Origin of the sequence: Leptospira neocaledonica (genome assembly GCF_002812205.1) — a bacterium.
Classification (GTDB): Bacteria; Spirochaetota; Leptospiria; order Leptospirales; family Leptospiraceae; genus Leptospira_B; species Leptospira_B neocaledonica.
The window spans coordinates 397571-414948 of sequence record NZ_NPEA01000004.1; the positions used below are offsets into that span (position 1 = coordinate 397571).

Annotated in this window: 16 protein-coding genes; 10 read left to right on the plus strand and 6 right to left on the minus strand. The window is 40.0% G+C overall.

Annotated features, from left to right (window positions below):
* Positions 1–38: 38 nt before the first annotated feature.
* On the plus strand, positions 39–2438 hold the full coding sequence (locus CH365_RS09010; protein ID WP_100768229.1) for a sulfatase family protein: 2400 nt from the start codon (positions 39–41) through the stop codon (positions 2436–2438).
* A gap of 112 nt (positions 2439–2550) precedes the next feature.
* On the plus strand, positions 2551–2778 hold the full coding sequence (locus tag CH365_RS09015; protein ID WP_100768230.1) for a hypothetical protein: 228 nt from the start codon (positions 2551–2553) through the stop codon (positions 2776–2778).
* A gap of 35 nt (positions 2779–2813) precedes the next feature.
* Here the strand turns inward: CH365_RS09015 and CH365_RS09020 are convergent, their stop codons facing one another.
* Complete coding sequence (locus CH365_RS09020) at positions 2814–4202, minus strand: OmpA family protein (protein ID WP_100768231.1); 1389 nt, start codon at positions 4200–4202, stop codon at positions 2814–2816.
* A 135-nt stretch (positions 4203–4337) separates the two neighbouring features.
* Between CH365_RS09020 and CH365_RS09025 the strand changes: the two genes are divergently transcribed.
* Together CH365_RS09025 and CH365_RS09030 are read left to right on the plus strand one after the other, a co-directional pair.
* Positions 4338–5372, plus strand: a complete 1035-nt coding sequence (locus CH365_RS09025; protein ID WP_100768232.1) for a helix-turn-helix domain-containing protein — start codon at positions 4338–4340, stop codon at positions 5370–5372.
* 209 nt (positions 5373–5581) lie between these two features.
* Complete coding sequence (locus tag CH365_RS09030) at positions 5582–7279, plus strand: alpha/beta fold hydrolase (protein ID WP_100768233.1); 1698 nt, start codon at positions 5582–5584, stop codon at positions 7277–7279.
* A 49-nt stretch (positions 7280–7328) separates the two neighbouring features.
* Here CH365_RS09030 and CH365_RS09035 read toward each other — a convergent pair whose 3' ends face one another.
* Positions 7329–7943 carry a hypothetical protein gene (locus tag CH365_RS09035; RefSeq protein ID WP_100768234.1) on the minus strand — a complete coding sequence of 205 codons (615 nt, stop codon included), beginning with the start codon at positions 7941–7943 and terminating at the stop codon, positions 7329–7331.
* A 94-nt stretch (positions 7944–8037) separates the two neighbouring features.
* Complete coding sequence (gene cutA / locus CH365_RS09040) at positions 8038–8355, minus strand: divalent-cation tolerance protein CutA (protein WP_100768235.1); 318 nt, start codon at positions 8353–8355, stop codon at positions 8038–8040.
* A gap of 123 nt (positions 8356–8478) precedes the next feature.
* On the opposite strand from cutA, the gene CH365_RS09045 reads away from it, so the two are divergent.
* Positions 8479–9327: a patatin-like phospholipase family protein gene (locus tag CH365_RS09045; protein ID WP_100768236.1), complete on the plus strand. Its 849-nt coding sequence runs from the start codon at positions 8479–8481 to the stop codon at positions 9325–9327.
* A gap of 90 nt (positions 9328–9417) precedes the next feature.
* Here the strand turns inward: CH365_RS09045 and CH365_RS19980 are convergent, their stop codons facing one another.
* Together CH365_RS19980 and CH365_RS19985 are read right to left on the minus strand one after the other, a co-directional pair.
* Positions 9418–9564: a hypothetical protein gene (locus CH365_RS19980; protein ID WP_165782587.1), complete on the minus strand. Its 147-nt coding sequence runs from the start codon at positions 9562–9564 to the stop codon at positions 9418–9420.
* Between the two features lie 400 nt (positions 9565–9964).
* The gene (locus tag CH365_RS19985; protein ID WP_165780212.1) at positions 9965–10111 is read right to left on the minus strand and encodes a hypothetical protein; all 147 of its coding nucleotides are present in this window, start codon (positions 10109–10111) and stop codon (positions 9965–9967) included.
* 538 nt (positions 10112–10649) lie between these two features.
* Between CH365_RS19985 and CH365_RS09055 the strand changes: the two genes are divergently transcribed.
* The 5 genes from CH365_RS09055 (at position 10650) to CH365_RS09075 (ending at position 16225) form a co-directional block, all read left to right on the plus strand.
* Positions 10650–11813 carry an acyl-CoA dehydrogenase family protein gene (locus tag CH365_RS09055; protein WP_100768238.1) on the plus strand — a complete coding sequence of 388 codons (1164 nt, stop codon included), beginning with the start codon at positions 10650–10652 and terminating at the stop codon, positions 11811–11813.
* A gap of 86 nt (positions 11814–11899) precedes the next feature.
* On the plus strand, positions 11900–13324 hold the full coding sequence (gene trpE / locus CH365_RS09060) for an anthranilate synthase component I (RefSeq protein WP_208744067.1): 1425 nt from the start codon (positions 11900–11902) through the stop codon (positions 13322–13324).
* On the plus strand, positions 13321–13899 hold the full coding sequence (locus CH365_RS09065; RefSeq protein ID WP_100708345.1) for an anthranilate synthase component II: 579 nt from the start codon (positions 13321–13323) through the stop codon (positions 13897–13899). The genes trpE and CH365_RS09065 overlap by 4 nt, the downstream gene beginning before the upstream one ends.
* A 5-nt stretch (positions 13900–13904) precedes the next feature.
* Complete coding sequence (locus CH365_RS09070) at positions 13905–15812, plus strand: ABC transporter ATP-binding protein (protein WP_100768240.1); 1908 nt, start codon at positions 13905–13907, stop codon at positions 15810–15812.
* On the plus strand, positions 15809–16225 hold the full coding sequence (locus tag CH365_RS09075; protein ID WP_100768241.1) for a response regulator: 417 nt from the start codon (positions 15809–15811) through the stop codon (positions 16223–16225). The genes CH365_RS09070 and CH365_RS09075 overlap by 4 nt, the downstream gene beginning before the upstream one ends.
* Here the strand turns inward: CH365_RS09075 and CH365_RS09080 are convergent.
* Entirely contained in the window at positions 16222–17352 is a 1131-nt protein-coding gene (locus CH365_RS09080; protein ID WP_100768296.1) for a nitrilase-related carbon-nitrogen hydrolase, read from the minus strand. The genes CH365_RS09075 and CH365_RS09080 overlap by 4 nt on opposite strands.
* Between the last annotated feature and the right edge of the window lie 26 nt (positions 17353–17378).

Below are 17378 nucleotides of genomic sequence, written 5' to 3' on the forward strand. Positions count from 1 at the left end.
AAGCGGACCCCTCAAGTAAAATTCTGTCCTTGTTCCTTATGATTTCTTTTGGTTCCAAACTTTCTAGAATATTGATCCCGTTCCTGCTATGTTACCTTTTGCAGGATTGTAGGCAAATTTTTCCAGGTTCGTTTTCAAAAGAAGAAGAGACCATAATTCCTGTTTGGGACGGGCTTCGTTCTTTAAAAAAAATCGGAAGTGTTTGCAGAGGAAATTCGGAAGAAGCAATCCGAAAGATCTCCTACCATTATAAAAAAAATCCATCCCGTTATTCGGAACTCCCTCTTCATGAAAAATGGAGAAACACTCAGCTCACAATTTTAAAAGATAAACAAACTCTTCTCAATGAATCCAGAGATAGTTTGTTACTTTTCGAAAACGGGGGTTGCAATATTTCTTCCGAGTTTATCATCCCAGGGGCAAAACTTTACGATCTACAAAATGTTATTTTAGATTTTTCCACCACTGCGTTATCTTCCTCGGGAGAGAATATTCCAAGCTCCGGAAAATTGATTGTGAAGTTGGGAGAATCTATCGTATTCTCCGAAGAATTACAAAGCCAAGGAAGAGAATGGGTCGATCATAAGATCAGGATCCCGGAATCACTTTCCAAATTTCTGGAACAAAATCCTACCATTACTTGGGACTTTGAATGGATCCCTAAAAATCAGAACGATCTTTTATTTGTAGGACAACCTACATTATATGCTTCTGTAGCCGATTCTAAACTTTGGGGACCTAAAGAAAACGTAATATTGATCGTGATAGACGCACTTAGACCGGATCGTTTGGGATTTGGCGGCTCACCTGTTCCTACCAGTCCTTACTTGGATGAGCTCGCTTCCAATTCTATCGTTTTTGAAAATGCCTTCTCTAACGGAAACTGGACTAAGCCAAGTATGATTTCCTTTTTTACTTCTAAGATCGCATCCGAATTAGGTCTTGGGAATGCATGGTTTTATTCTAGCAATCTACATCGAAAAATATTCTATTCTAAAAAGCCGGAAACACTTCCGAACCATCTCAGATCAAAAGGTTATCTGACGGCAAGTCTTATGAATAATGTCTTTCTACTGGATTATACAGGAGTGGGAGTAGATCTAGGATTTCATAAATTATTCCAGCCCGGTAAGGACAAAGATGATACTGAACTCATACTTGCAGAATCTATAAAGTTCTTAAAAGAAAATAAAGACCGAAGATTTTTCCTGCATATAAACATCAACACTCCTCATTATCCTTACTTGCCGGAAAGAAAGTATATGGATATTCTGGCAAATAAGACAGATCCGAAAATTTGGAACAGTTATGATCCTTATGTAAGAAAGTATATGGCAGAGATCTTATATACTGACGAGGTTATAGGTAAAATTTTAGAAGAAGCCAAGAAGACGGGAGCCTTCGATAAATCCTGGATTGCTATAGTAGCGGACCACGGAGAATTACAATCCATGGAACATTATTATCATCATCATTTCGTGGCAGAAAATTTACATGCTCATGGAGAAACTCATTACGACGAAGAGCTTAAGGTTCCCTGGATCATCCATCCTCCTGCATCAGCAAAATCGAATATCGAAAAAAGAATTTTTTCGGAACAGGTTTCCTTACTTTCTCTCTTCCCCACTTTAGCAGGGGTATTGGGGCTACCTTGCGATCCGAATTCTTGCAATGGAAATGATTACTCTAAGACAATATATGGAGAAGAAGGTCCGCAGACGGAAAACTTCGTATATTCAGAAGGTAGATTTTCAGAATCTATTCGGACCAAAGAATACAAACTCATTCGTAGATATCCAGGGTATGATTTTGTAAGAAGGACCAAAGAGGGAGAGCCCCATAAGATGCCCGAGGAATTCTATTCCTTGGTTTCAGATCCCGGAGAATTACAAAATCTTTCAGCTGGCAATTCGCCACTTCTAACCAAAGCAAGACAAGAATTGGATTCACATAGTTTAAAAAAGAATATTTTCAAACTCAGATTGCCTGCCTGCGAAAAAGAATGCACTCGTAGGTTAGAGGTCGCAATTCAAGCAGGGATTTATAAGATACAATCGGATACTCCATTTATCGAAAATAGATTAGAAACAAAATCCGCCTCCCTCACAGTCAAACAAACACCGGGAAGAGAAAGTATTCTCTCATTTTATACAGTAGAACCTGTTTTTGGATTCCGTTTGTCCATTACCAAAGATGGAAAACCGGAAGATTATAAATCCGGAAAATGGGGAATTCTATCGGAAGCGAGTTCTAAAATTTACAGGGATTCTCCTGAATCTATTGCTTCTGCAAAACTTCCTTACGAATTCAAAACTTCTAAGCTACCATATTTTTATAATGATGCAGGACTCTCCGGAAATTCGGAATCCTCGGAGCAGGCTGCTTTAGGAAAAGAAGTTCGAAAAGTGTTGGAAAGTTGGGGTTATATTCACGAATAAAACCTGTTTTACATAAAAGTTTCTAGGTTCCTTTTTGCCAAAACTCCTTGCTTTTTTTATATCTTTCGTTATGTTATCCGCTTGCTAATACAGACAGAGATAGGTGAAAAGAATGAAAGTTAGGAACCTTGTATTTTGTTTTATTCTAATATTCGGTTTTATCTACTGCGGAAGTAATCCGGTAGAACGCTGCCAAGACAGAAGAAAAATAATGAGAGATGCAGTTTGCCAAGCAGTGGCAGCTCACGAACCAGGAACAGAATCCTATAATAGCATCCTTCTTGCATGCTTAATGGAAAATAACCATTTAAACGATTGCGAAAGTGAAGGTTATTTTTAACTCAAATACTTCTGCAAAAGGTTAAAAGCCGAAGCTTAGTCTAAAACAATGGTAATATCCACTCTTCGGTTTTTAGCCCTACCTGAATCTGTAGAATTTTCCGCAACAGGTTGAGACTTTCCGTAACCTCTATAAGACATTCTGGTTTCTTCTATTCCATGAGAATCTCTTAACTCTTGGAGAACTGACAATGCTCTGTCTTGGGAAAGTTTTAGATTATATTCTTGGCTTCCTTTATCGTCCGTGTGTCCACCGATCCGAATCTCTCTATCAGGATATTTTTTTAGGACGTCGGCAATCCTTTCTAAAACCTTTTTGGCTTCAGGTTTTAATTCGGATTTATTATAATCAAAAAGAAGATTATCTAAAGACAGTACAACACCCTCGTTCGATTTTCTGATCTCGACAGGAGCGCGATCTGCAACTTCTTCTTCCGGGTTTCCTTCCCATTCAGGCCATTCTAATCCATTACCTTTTTTACTATTAGGTTTCTTTTTAGGATAAGTACTTCCTTCCGGAAAAGGTCCTAGGATCCTTTTGACTTCTTCAGCAATTTTATCCTTATCGTTCTCGGTAATTGAGTTTTGTTTGGAATAAACTCCATGAATCTCGAAAGACATCTCTTGTGCGACCCCATTCGGGAAAACGAATGTATAAGCGAGTTGCACATATTTGTATTGGGGAACGCCTAGTTCGGAATCGAAAAATACTTTTCCTTTTGCAAAACCGTAAATTTTGTAAGGAATATTCTGAGCAATTGGATCGGATTCTTTCATTAAATTATAATTATATTCGATCAGATCTGCATTCCCTTTTTTTCCGGCGTATTCCCAGTCTGCTCTTCCTTGGTAAATATATTTCGCCAGGACGGGGATTTCTATCCTGGCAGTCGGAAACTGAAAACTTTCAGAAGCAGGTTTGTTCCATTCTTCCCCCACACCAACTTCTTTGGATGAAAAGCTAGGTAACGATCTAAGATTGGGCATACTGTATTCTGTAGGAACCGTATACTGTCCTGTTTCAGAAATATGGAATTTGCTCTTGAAAGTTTTGTCTTTATAGAATGCAGGATCTAATTCAGGAAATTTAATATAAGTATCGAATATTGCGGAAAAATCGCAGCCTTCCTTCTTACAAGATAGGGCCTTAAGTAAAATTCGATTCTTATCCTCCCTATGAATAACTCGAACACCTTGTCTCGCTTTTACTCTATGGTATTCGTTCAATTCCAGATCGTCTCCGGATTTCATTTTCCATCGGAATAATACCGGACTTTCGGAAAATATATAAGAGGGTATAAAGAAGAATAGTATGAGGAGCCCTCTGAATGCCATACTTTTAGTTTCGAAAACTTCTCCCAAAAACTTAGAAAGAATCCCAAAAAACGGACCTCTTTCCAGGATATTTAGACTAAAAACGGCCATAATTTTGGTTCTGAAAAGAGATCTCGGACTTTTATTCTAAACGTAAGAACTTGACAAGTAAGAGATAAAATTTCATCCAATTAGTTCGTGGTTCCTCATTTCCATGAGATCGTGTTTTTCGGAGTGCTGTTTTGCATGCTTCTTTCAGTGGCATGCCTACTCCGACCGGAAAAATCTGCCGGCTTAAAGATTTTATCTCTATTATCTTTTTGTGTTTCTATCCAGTTCTTATATGTTTATTTTCTTTTAAAGGGGATTTATTTCGAACCTTCGTTTTTAAATCATCTTCATATTCCATTCGCTTGGTTTTTAGGACCGGGAATGTATAGTTTATATTCCGTCACTGTCCGAGAGGAGAAGTTCACACCTTTCGAGAGAAGTTTTTATCTTCCAGGAATACTTCTTCTTATAGTATTCCCTATTCTATATTTAGTTTTACCTCAAATCTTTTGGAGCCGTCCTGTAGATTTTTTTGAGAAGGGCTCCACAAGTTGGTCGGATGTCCTACTGTTAGGCGCGTATTCGGCTAATTTGGTTTTTTATTCTTCTATTGTTTGGCAAACAAGAGCAGCATTTCAATTGGAAAGACTTAAAAAAGATGCCGGTGCAAGGATACTTCTGTTCGTTATAATCGGAAGCGGAAGTGTAACTTCTATCTTAGTCATTTCCTATTTAATCAGAGATATTAACTTACTATTCATTTCAGTTTTAAGCACAGTGATCTATGCAGTCGCAGGTTATCTGGCCCAAATTTATGCTCCGGAAGTTTTCAGTGAAATGGGGCCTTCCATGAGAGACGCGTATCGTAATTCCAGATTAGAAGGTGTGGATACTACCGATCTGGAAAATCGTTTAGAAAGTTTGATGACAAAAGAAAAATTGTATCTACAGGAAGATCTTTCTCTTTCTACACTATCCAATCAGTTAGATATCAAACCATATCAACTTTCAGAATTTCTAAACCAGAGAAAAGGAACTAACTTTTCAAAGTTTGTAAACGGTTTCCGAGTCGCAGAAGCAGTTCGTATATTACAAAAAGAAGAAGGAGCCAATATCCTTTCCGTCGCTTATAGATCCGGTTTCAATTCCAAGGCGACTTTTAATCTTGCATTCAAATCTATAAAAGGTGTTTCTCCTAGAGAGTATCTTCGAAAATCCAAAGTCTCCTAATTTGAACGAACGTTTTCTTTCAAATTTGTTTAAATAATAAATTAAGACCTTTTAATTTGTCCAAGATTCGAATCCAAGACGACCCTTACTGATATCTATCTTATACTCCGTTTCCATAAAATTAGCTAAAAGTCAAAGACTGAAAAAGCATATGGAGAATAGTGATGAGAAAAATATACCGAACGTTAGTTATGCGATTTTGCATACTAATGCTGATCGTAGGAGGATCATTTTACTCTTGTAAAAGTGATTCTTCTCAAAATGCGGAAGCTGCAGCTCTCTTAGCTTCCTTAGATCCAAGCCTGGCTCAAGCAGCCGGAAACAAAGGAGTTTCCGAGTTAGAAGATTCCAGCGGCGATATCCAAAACGCATTCGCGCAGGAGAGCGACGGAAGTTTCACTTTCGATAATACGATAAAGGTAACTGCAAACGATGGAGTTGTGTTAGAAGCTAGCCTTTTCACACCTTCTATCCCTTCCCCTACTGGAAAATATCCAACGGTTATTTTCGTAAACAGTTGGGCGTTGAACAAATACGAGTATCTGGTTCCTGCCGCGAAACTTGCTAAAAAGGGATATATTGTCCTCTCTTATAGCACAAGAGGTTTCGGAGCTTCCGGAGGACTCATTGATACTGCCGGCCCAAAAGATAGAGCTGACTTAAGCAAAATTATCGATTGGCTGCTTGCAAACACTCAAACCGATTCTGCAAATATCGGTATTTCAGGTATCTCTTACGGTGCCGGAATTTCTTTAGCAGGAGTGAGCACTGAACCTAGAATTAAAACTGCTGTCGCAATGAGTGGTTGGGGAAATCTGAAACGTTCCCTCTATGGTAACGATACTCCTAGATTGATCTGGGGATTATTACTGGTTGCTTCTAGTTATATCACAGGAAGACCTGATCCGATCATCGCACAGAATTTCGGAAAACTTCTACAACATACGGATATTGACTCTGTGACCACATGGGCAGCAGATCGTTCTCCTGAAACTTTTGTAGGACAATTGAATGCTTCTGCAGGTAAGTCTGTAATGATCTCGAATAACTTCGAGGACTTCTTATTTAATCCAAACGCGGTTTTAGATTATTATGCTAAGATCACTGTTCCTAAAAAACTTTTGATGAATGAAGGAATTCATGCTTCCGCAGAAATCGGCGGCATCCTCGGTTTTTCCGGTACAGTTTGGGATAACGCATACGATTGGTTCGATTATTGGTTGAAAGGGATCAATAACGGTATCATGGACAAACCTCAGGTTACTTTCCAAAAACGTTTTGCAGGTCCTAGGGTAACTCTTCCTTCTTGGCCTTCTCCTACTGTTTCCGATAAAACTTTTTATCTGAAACCTAGAGGTCTATTCACGAATGGAGAGATCGGAACCAGCCAAAACACTACTGTTACTAACACAGGAATTCTTTCCGGAGCAGATACTGCTGCAAGCACTGGATTTCCTTTGCTTTCGGATATTCTCGCTGCCCATGCTGAGATTCCTGTAACGACCAATTTAGGTTTAGTAAGTAGAGTGAACGGTATTGTTTACCAATCTTCTAATTTAAGCTCTACACTTAAGATCAGAGGTAAAATGTTCTGGAACGGAAGGATCTCTTCCAGCCTAGGAAAGGCTAATGTGAACGTTTATTTCTACGATGTAGACAAATATGGCACCGCTACCTTGATCACTCATGGTACCGGAACTATTTTCGACGCGGGATGGTATGAAACAAAAGATATGTCTATCGATCTAAATGCGGTAGCTTATGATGTTCCTGCGGGAAATAAGATCGCGATTGCAATCGATACTTTCGATTCTCAATACGCGGTGCCTACTGTGCTGATTTATGGTCTGGATGTGAAACACTCCAAAACCCCACAATCCACTTTAGTAATCCAATCGGAGAATTAATTTCGGATTTCCATTCCCCTTTTTTAACGGCGGGCTTGCCCGCCTTTTTTTATGCCTCTCTTTCCTTTCTCCATTGGATATAGTCGGGCAATTCTACTAGTTCTATAAATCCTTCTTCTTCAGGATCGTCCGGGAGCATTCCAATCTCATAATATCCTATTTCTTTGGTGTAGGTATCTTCACCCAGAAGGGCCTCTAATAATAGACCAACCGCTTTTTTGAGATGAGGATTTGACTCTACATTGGGAAAATCAGGAAAACAGATCCGAATTCCAAAACTTTCAGGAAGATTTGTGTTTTCCAGAGGTAGAAACCAGGTCTCCTCAGAATCCAATTCTAAACCTTCGTGGAATATAATTGTACCTTTTTCTTGGTACTGATCAACAGAGAAGATATCCCAGCCCGAAATTTCGGGAGCTAGATCTACGAATCTTTCGGCTTCCGCGTACAGATCCTCGTCTCCTGCTGTGACAACGGTGAATTCATGGGGGCTCTCGTCTCCCCCGCCAATCTCGAAGAAAAACTCGGAATTCACTTCCTGGAGTCGATCCATCAGATCGTCCAAAAGGCGATCTCTTTCTTTATCTTCCAGGTCGTCTAGTTTAGTGTAATACCGGCTGTTTTGGGAAAACCAAGTCCAAAACTTTTCCGCTTTTTCTTCCATTCATCCGCCTCAATCACGAATCTATCGGTATTTCTAACCAAGAGACTCGATAAAAATATCCGAATGTATGAAAAGAATGTTTAAAGGGAAAGAATTATTTTCCGATTTCCGAATCTATCCATTGCAAATACTTTTGGTTCGCCTCTTTGATTTCCCAGGAAACGATACAAGGGACTGTGTAACTATGTAGTTCCGAAATTCTTGCTACGACTTTTTCCGCCTGGGAATCTTTGGTTTTTAACAAAAGAACCGTTTCCTGGTTGTGCTCTAATCTTCCATGCCATCTATAAATAGATTTCATCCCAGGGATTAGATTGGCGCAGGCAACCAGTCTTTCGTTCACTAAAGTTTCCGCAATTTCCAAAGCCTCGGTTTCGTTCTTTGTGGTGACGTAAAAAGTTCGATAGCTCATTCCTTAGTGATACTCCCGAAATTGAATTGTTTCAAGGATGATTCTCTAAATTCGCAAAACGAAAGTCCTAAAAGTTAAGGTAAAATCCTGGACAAAGTCCCCCTCTGAATTAAGAAATTCGCAATGGCTTCCAAAAAATCGCCGAATCTTATCTTTAAAAAATCGTATGACGCATTGGCTTTGAATTCCGCATTTTTCGGTTTTTATGCTCACTCAGGTTTTTCTCTGGGCCTCAAAGAAATCGGCTTTAAACCGGCAGCGATCGCAGGCTCTAGTTCTGGAGCATTAGTTGGTTCATTAGTCGCTGCGGGACTTCCCCCGGAAGAGATCACAAGATTCATCCTTACTTTGAAAAAAAGCGATTTCTGGGACGGAAATTTTTTCAGCCAATTCTTAAAACCGTTCAGAAAAGGACTTAAAAATTATTCAGGTATTCTTTCCGGAAAAAAGATCCGGACCTTATTAGATCCTTATTTGGGCGGAAAGGATATTTCGGAGATGCCTATCAAGATGGGAATTGCAGTTTCTAATCTTACCAAAGGTATCAGAGAATTAAAGACCGAAGGAAATATCGTAGATATGATCATGGCCTCCATGACATTCCCTATTCTTTTCGAAATCCCGAATCTAAAAGGAGAAGAATTTTTGGACGGCGGTGTTGCGGATGCAGAGCCGATCAAAGAATTTATTTTGGATCCGAGTATCAAAAGGATCGTGATCCACGATATTGAGAACCGCAAACCTGTTTCGGATAAAGTTTTGATGAGAGCATTCGATTCTTGCGTGAGTGTGATCGCAAGCGAGACCAGAGATTTAAAAGAACTACTAGCGAAAAAATACGGTAAAAAAATTATTAGAGTGGTGACCAATACTCCTTATCTTCATCCGAATAAAATGGAAAACGGAAGATTGGCGTTGGAGTTAGGAAGAAGGTCCGCTCATTTTATGAAGTCCCAAATTTTAGGAACCTAAATGCAAAAGCCGCCCGATTGTTTCGGACGGCCCGGAGAAATTGATCTAGAGAATAATCGAAGTTCGGAAATATACTTTTCCGTTCTTATATTATTTCTTTGCGTCTTTTTTAGGATCAGCTTTTGGAGCTTCTTTCTTTGCTTCTTCTTTTTTAGGAGCTTCTTTCTTTTCTTCCGCGCTTAAAGCAAAAGCTGCTACAAGAGACAAAGTGGTGATTGCTAATACTAGTTTTTTCATTTGGATTCTTCCTTTTCCTTAATTCCACCTTCCGTTTTTGCTTCCGGTGTGCAAAAGATCATACTATAAGGCCGTCTGTTTTACAAGTAAAAATTATGCTATAACAGATAAAAATCTGCAATTACGCATATTTTCGTAAAAGGCAGGTGAAGGTCCATAGGGGAAAAAATAGCTGACAATGAGGGTAGGATCTTATGAATAAGAAACGGGAGTCCTTGGACTCCCATCGTCGCTTCACTCTTATATCCGGTGCGGTTCGACCTGCCGGATTCTTTTTTGAAAGCCGACTAACACATAGTTCTTCTTTAGCTGTATTGAAATAAAAAGGGCCTCCTGAATAGGAGGCCCTTTGTCGCTGCACTCTTATATCCAGTGCCGACGTCAATAAACCCTTACGGGATTATTTTTTTGCTTCTTTCTTAGCGTCGGCCTTAGGTGCTTCTTTCTTTGCTTCCTCTTTTTTAGGAGCCTCTTTTTTCTCTTCTGCGCTTAGTGCGAAAGCTGCAACGAGAGAAAGAGTGGTAAGCGCTAATACTAGTTTTTTCATGGAAATTATCCTTTTAATTGTTTTGGCTTCGGTAAGATCCCGGGGCCGAGGTAAAAGATAATCCGGAAAATTACAGACCGCCCACAATCAAAATTCAAAAGTTTATATAAAATTTCGCTAATCTAGCCTTCTTCTTTTTTTATAAAACACATGTAAAAGAAGGATTTGAAACCTATATCATGGAACTAAATCGAAATCCATTTGGGTCTTAGAGGAAGAGAGTTTATCGCTCAGACTTTCTTTATTGGAAATTTATTTCCAAACAGTAAGGCCAAAATCGATGCCGTCCCCTCGGCATTTATACGATTTCCGAATTCATCTCTCTCCTTCTAATCCAATCGTACGTTCTTGACTCGGTACCCTTCCGCTTAGAACCTGTTCCTTAGGGTTTTTCGTCGGGATTTTTTATCCGGACCGGTTTACCGGGACGGCAGTCCTAATTTTATTCTTTCAAAGATCTTTTGTCTTTTGAAAAGAAACGCGGTTCATACATCGCGCCGCCCCGAAGAGACCCTCATTCCAATTAAGGTTAGTTATAATGGATTTCGCTCTTTCAGACGATCAAAAAGCGCTTAGAGGTCTTGCCAGAGATTTTGCAAAAAATGAGATCCGCCCAAAAGCGGAACATCACGATAAAACGGGAGAATACCCGCTTCAGATCTTGAAAAAGGCCTGGGAAATCGGCTTAATGAATATCCACATTCCGGAAAAGTATAACGGAGCCGGAATGACTGAGTTAGATGATTCAATCATAGGAGAGGAATTATTCTGGGGTTGTTCCGCAATGGCAACCGCGATCCTTGCGAATAACTTGGCACTGGCACCGGTGCTTATTGGAGCAAGTGATGAGGTACTAAAAAAATGGGTCCAACCGATGACCGAACAATTCCAACTCTGTGCTTATGCCGTTACTGAACCGGGCGCAGGTTCCGACGTTGCAGGGATCCGCACTACTGCAAGAAAAGTTGGAGACGAATACATCATCAACGGTTCCAAGATGTGGATCACTAACGCAGGTTATGCGGATTGGTTCTTCGTTCTTACTAAAACTGATTCAGCTGCTGGTCATAAAGGTATCACTGGATTTATCGTTAGTTCCAAAACTCCAGGTGTGATCGTTGGCAAAAAAGAATTGAATATGGGACAAAGATGTTCCGACACAAGAGGGATCACTTTCGAAGAAGTGAAAGTCCACAAAAGCCAAATGATCGGTAAAGAAGGCGATGGCTTTAAGATTGCGATGGGTGCATTCGATCATACTCGCCCCGGAGTTGCGACAGGAGCGGTTGGTGTTGCAAGAGCTGCCATGGAACATGCATTAGAATATGCTAAAACTAGAACCGCATTCGGCAAACCTATCATTGAGAACCAAGCTATTTCCTTCATGATCGCTGAGATGGCGAGAGATATCGAAGCAGGAAGACTTCTGTGCCACCAAGCAGCTTGGTTGATCGACAACGGTTTCAGAAATACTTACCAAGCTTCTATCGCTAAAGCATTCTGCGCAGATGCTTGTATGAGAATTACTACTGACGCAGTCCAGGTTTTAGGTGGTTACGGTTTTAACTCCGAATATCCTGTAGAAAAACTCATGAGAGACGCGAAAATTTTCCAAATTTACGAGGGTACTTCTCAAATCCAAAGATTGATTATCTCTCGTTACCTGACAGAAGGTAAAGGGATAGAAGGACCGAACCTCTGAAGGAATTTTCCTTAACATACGAAGAATTCCTGGAAAAAACAAAGTCCGGGAATTTGATCCCGGTTTTCAAACAAGTTTTCTTGGATTTGGAAACTCCGGTGTCCCTCTTTGCAAAATGGGGAGGCACCGAGGCCAAACATTCTTTTCTTCTAGAATCAGTAGAAGGTGGAGAGAATGTTGGTAGGAATTCCTTCTTAGGAAAAGATCCCTATAGATTGCTCTACGGTAAGAACGGTCTATTCTATGTTTCCAAAAGAAAAGAACCTGAAACTGAAATTATCACATACGATCCGTTATTCCTTTTGGAATATTCCATGGGAGATGACAAATACGTTCCGGATCATAGGCTTCCTTCTTTCCAAGGAGGGGCAGTAGGTTTTCTCTCCTTTGGCGCTGTACGTTATTATGAAAATATTCCGGATACTAAACCGGAAGATGAACCGGCTCCTGACGCATACTTTGCGTTATACGACGAGGTTCTTGTAGTAGATCATGTGGATCGTCTTTTGAGGATCGTCGTAAATGCTCGCCTTTCCGAATACGAAGATCCTAAAGCTTGTTACGAAGCTACATTAGAAAGAATTGATGCAATTGAAAAAGAGATCAGAGAAGGAGAACTTCCTGGTTGGGTCAAACATCCGTTAGAATCTAAAGAGAAATTAGAATACACTCCTAATATTCCTGACGAAGATTATAAAAAAGCAGTTCAGAAAGCGAAGGAATATATTTACGCGGGAGATATCTTCCAGGTAGTTCCTTCCAGAAAGTTGGAATTCCGACCAGGTGTTCCTCCTTTCCAAGTATATCGCGGATTAAGAACAGTAAATCCAAGTCCTTATATGTATTTCCTCAAGTTGGATGATATTTCCTTGGTGGGATCTTCTCCTGAAATTATGGTAAAATGTAAGGATAGAAAAACTTACTTAAGACCAATCGCAGGAACAAGACCAAGAGGGGCAAATCCAGAAGCGGACAGGCTTTTAGAAGAGAATCTTTTAGCAGATCCTAAAGAAATCGCAGAACATATCATGCTCGTAGACCTAGGAAGAAATGACTTAGGTAGAGTTTGCGAAGCAGGAAGTGTTCGTGTAGAAGATTTTAAAATTATAGAAAAATATTCCCACGTTATGCATATCGTGAGCCAATGTTCCGGTATTCTAGAAGAAGGAAAATCGGTTTACGATCTTCTTCGAGCGACTCTTCCTGCAGGAACAGTTTCAGGTGCACCTAAGATCAGAGCTATGGAAATCATAGACGAGTTAGAAAGAACCAGAAGAGGGATTTATTCGGGAGCCTTAGGTTATATTTCTTACCAAGGAGATACGGACATGGCGATCGTGATCCGCACTATCTCTTTTTACGGAGAGAAGGCGTTTGTCCAAGCAGGTGGTGGAGTGGTTTATGATTCTTCCCCCGAAGGCGAATTAGAAGAGACCAAAAACAAAATGGCTGCATTACTCCGAGCTGTTGACTTCGCAAGAAACGGATTGAAAGGAGAATGGAATAGATGATCCTTCTCGTAGACAATTACGATTCTTTTACATACAATCTGTATCAGTATTTTTCACAGATCGGTAATAAGGTAGAAGTTTTCCGCAACGATAAGATAGATCTGAGTGAGATCAAAAGACTCGCTCCGAAAGGGATCATATTAAGTCCAGGCCCAGGACGTCCTGAAGATTCAGGAGTTTGTATCGATATTTTAAAAGAATTAGCAGGACAGCTTCCGATCTTAGGTGTATGTTTAGGTCACCAAGCTATAGGACTAGTCCATGGCGGAAAGATCGTAAACGCTCCCAATATCATGCACGGAAAAGTAAGCCTGATCGAACACGATGGTAAAGATATCTATAAATCCTTGCCTTCTCCTTTTTTAGCTACCAGATATCATTCTCTTGTAATTCAACCTGAAAGTCTTCCGGATGTATTGGAAGTTTCCTCTAAAACGGAAGACGGTATTATTATGGGAGTGCGTCATAAGACAAAACCTCATTTATATGGAGTTCAATTTCATCCGGAGTCTATCATGACTCAAAACGGATTGGAACTAGTGAGAAACTTTTCTCGAATCGTGTCAGAAGCATAAATCAAATGAAAATTTTTTTCCGCTTAATGAGTTATTCAGTACGTTATAAGTACAGATTTTCATTAGGTATTGCATTCGCTCTTCTAACTGCCGTCTTAAACGCAGTCTCCTTAACCTCGATCATTCCTCTTTTCGATACTATGGCTGCGGATCCGAACACTCGCTTTCAATTCGAATTTACGGAAGCAGAACAAGAGATCATCACAAAAGAAGAATCCAACTTAGAGATCCGTTTAAATCCTGTGGAAAGAGCGAAAAAAGTCCTAATCGACGTTAAAAGATGGTCTAACGGACGCACTAAGTATATGGAGCCAAAGGAAGTGGTTTGGGCGGTTTGTCTCTTAATACTTCCTTTGTACGGACTTAAACTGCTCACATATCTTGCTTCTGTGTATTGCCTAGCTACCGCAGGCTATTGGGCCGTGCGGGATATACGACAGGAATTATTCGAGAAAAACCAAATGCTCCCTCTTACTTTTTTCTTTAAGGAAAAAACAGGGCTTTTAATGAGTAGGATCATCAATGATGTAGAAGTAGTGGCAGCAGTGATCTCTTCTAATTTCAGAGATGCTACTATCAACTTTTTCTATGTGATTACTCACCTTCTAGTATTACTTTATTTGAATACGGAACTTCTACTTATCGCGTGCGGAACCGTACCTTTGATTATTTTGCCTGTGACCTTGTTCACTAAAAAGATCACTAGGTCCACGGAAAGATTTCAAGAGAAGCTGGCGGACCTGAACGCGAATCTGCAAGAGATGATTTCTGGAATTAAAGTGATCCGTGTTTTTAATACGGAGAAGTTTGAGAAGGAAAAATTTCGAAAGATCAACCAGAACGTTTATCGTAGGAATTTTAAAGGACAGTATTACCTACAAATTGCCCCCAGTTTAGTGGAGTTGACTTCTTCTTTAGTGGCTCTGGGATTTTTTGCGTTAGGTGCAAGGTATATTCTCGCAGGAAATGTGGGCTCCCCATTCACAGTGGGACAGTTTATGGTATTCCTTCTTACACTTCTTTTTCTTCTCCGCCCATTAACGCAGTTATCTCAGATGGTGGGAAAAATTTCCCAAGCAAGCATCGCAGGAAAAAGGATTTTCGAGATCATAGATCTGGAAACGGAAGATCATAGTGAAGAAGAAAAAATAAAAGTTGATAAGGTTACGGACTCCATCCAGTTCAAAGGGATCAATTTCGCTTACCCTGGAACCAACGCAGAAGTATTAAAAGATATCAACTTAAACGTGAAAGTGGGAGAAACAATTGCGATCGTTGGTGCAAGCGGTTGTGGAAAGTCCACATTGATGGACTTGATCCCAAGGTTCTTTGATCCGAGCGTTGGATCGATCGAGTTCGACGGACAAAATATCAAAGATCTTTCGCTTGCCGGTCTTCGCAATAAAATCGGGATCGTAACCCAGGACATCTTTCTATTTCACGGAAAAGTCGCGGACAATATCGCTTATGGAAAACCAGGAGCTAACAGAAAGGATGTGATCCGAGCTGCGAGGCTTGCTCACGCTCATGACTTCATCAAACAAATGGACAATGGATACGATAGTATTCTTGGTGTAAGAGGTTTAAATCTTTCAGGCGGACAAAGACAAAGACTTGTGATCGCAAGGGCTTTATTGCGGGATCCTGAAATTATGATCTTGGACGAAGCCACTTCCGCGTTAGACGCAGAGTCCGAAAGATTGGTGAGTGACGCCTTCCGTAGATTATTCGCGAACCGTACTACATTTGTGATCGCTCATAGACTTTCTACCATCAAGGATATTCCACGCATACTTGTTATGGACAATGGAAGGATTGTGGAAGAAGGAAATCATAATTCTCTAATGGAGAAAAACGGTCTTTATCGAAAACTCACAGACAATCAATACGCCGGAGCGGGGATGCTGCCTTGAAACCTTTAGTTCTTGTAGTCGACGACAATGATCGTTACGCGAATAATCTAAAAACTTATCTCCAAGAAAATGGATGCGAAGTTCTTCGCGCTATAGATGCATCCCAAGGTTGGGATCTTTATCTTGCAAATAAACATAAACTTAAAGCCATTATCACCGATATCACGATGGAAACCCAGACCTCAGGTCTTTGGATGATCCGCAGGATTTATCAAGACGGATTCGAAGGAATTAAGGTAATCGCCACTACCGGCTTCGATGTTTCAGGAGTAATGGCGGTAAGTAAATATTTCCTTCCTTGGTTTGCAGGGGTGGAGTATATGGTTCCTAAGGTTCCTTTAAAAAGAGGAGAAGTTATACTTTTACCTACGAGTGGGGTCTTTTCAGATTTTCTAAGCAAACTGAAAGCCTAAAACCAAAGATTATATATTCTATTTTTATTATTCTTAGAAACTGAAACGATTTCCGGTTTTCCATTCCGTACAATGAAAGCCTGGCCATCTGATTCCAGATCCCAAAGTTTTCCTTGTAGAAATACATTGATCCCATTCTTAAACCCGGATCTAGCGGCTCTCGTTTCAAGCGCATATTTTCTCCAGGCTTGTGCTTCTGTTATCTTTCCAATATCCTTTAGATCGACATCGGAAGGATTTTTTTCTCCATTATAACCTGCCCAAGGCTGATCCCAAACTGATGTCTCTCCTCGATTGATATAAGAAGGAACTGCAATAAAATCTGCGCCAGATTCCTTTAAATTCGAATAAGACTCAGGATACCAAGAGTCCGCACAAACCAAAACTCCCATTCTTCCTGCGGGAGTAGCTATAACTGTTCCTGGTTTCAGATTGGAATCTAAAAATGGTTTTTCTTCTTCCGTTAAAAACTTTTTACGAATCGGTTCTCCCAAAATAGAGCCGTCTTTTCCAAACACAAAACTCGTATTGAATAAAGAAGAAGGGCCTAAAACAATCTTTCCATTCTGAACGGAAGGAGAAGGTAAAACGATCGAACCCGCTAATATGGTCACTCGGTATTTTTGAGCAAGAGTGGAGAAGGTACTCTCATAGATTGCCTGCATCTCATTAGCTTTGATCCTAAATATAGCTGCTTGAACTTTGTCATTCTCCTTAGAAGTAAATAAATGATATAAAAAGGAAAAAGGATTTCGAAGGATAAAATAGATCATCCCGGATTGTAGTTTGGAAGAAGTATATAAGGATGATTTTTCGCCTAAGACTACCAACCAAGTCCCATAGTATTCAGGAAAAATGAAAATTGTCTTATCAGTGATCCAACCGGCCTCTTTTGCTTTTATAAAATAAGATTCAGTCTTTTCTAAGAACCTTTTACGATTCGAATAATCACCGGGAGTCATAAAAGGCTCTATTCCAATCAGATTTCCTCCATTTGAATCCTTTCCATAAGAGTAAGAACTTATCTCAACTGCCTTCTCTTGTGGAGAATTTCCTAAAAAAGAATAAGCCCAAATCATATATATGCAAATTAAGAGCAGAACACCGTAAAATGAAAATCTTCCCATAAATCCATCTCCCATACTCAAAATAA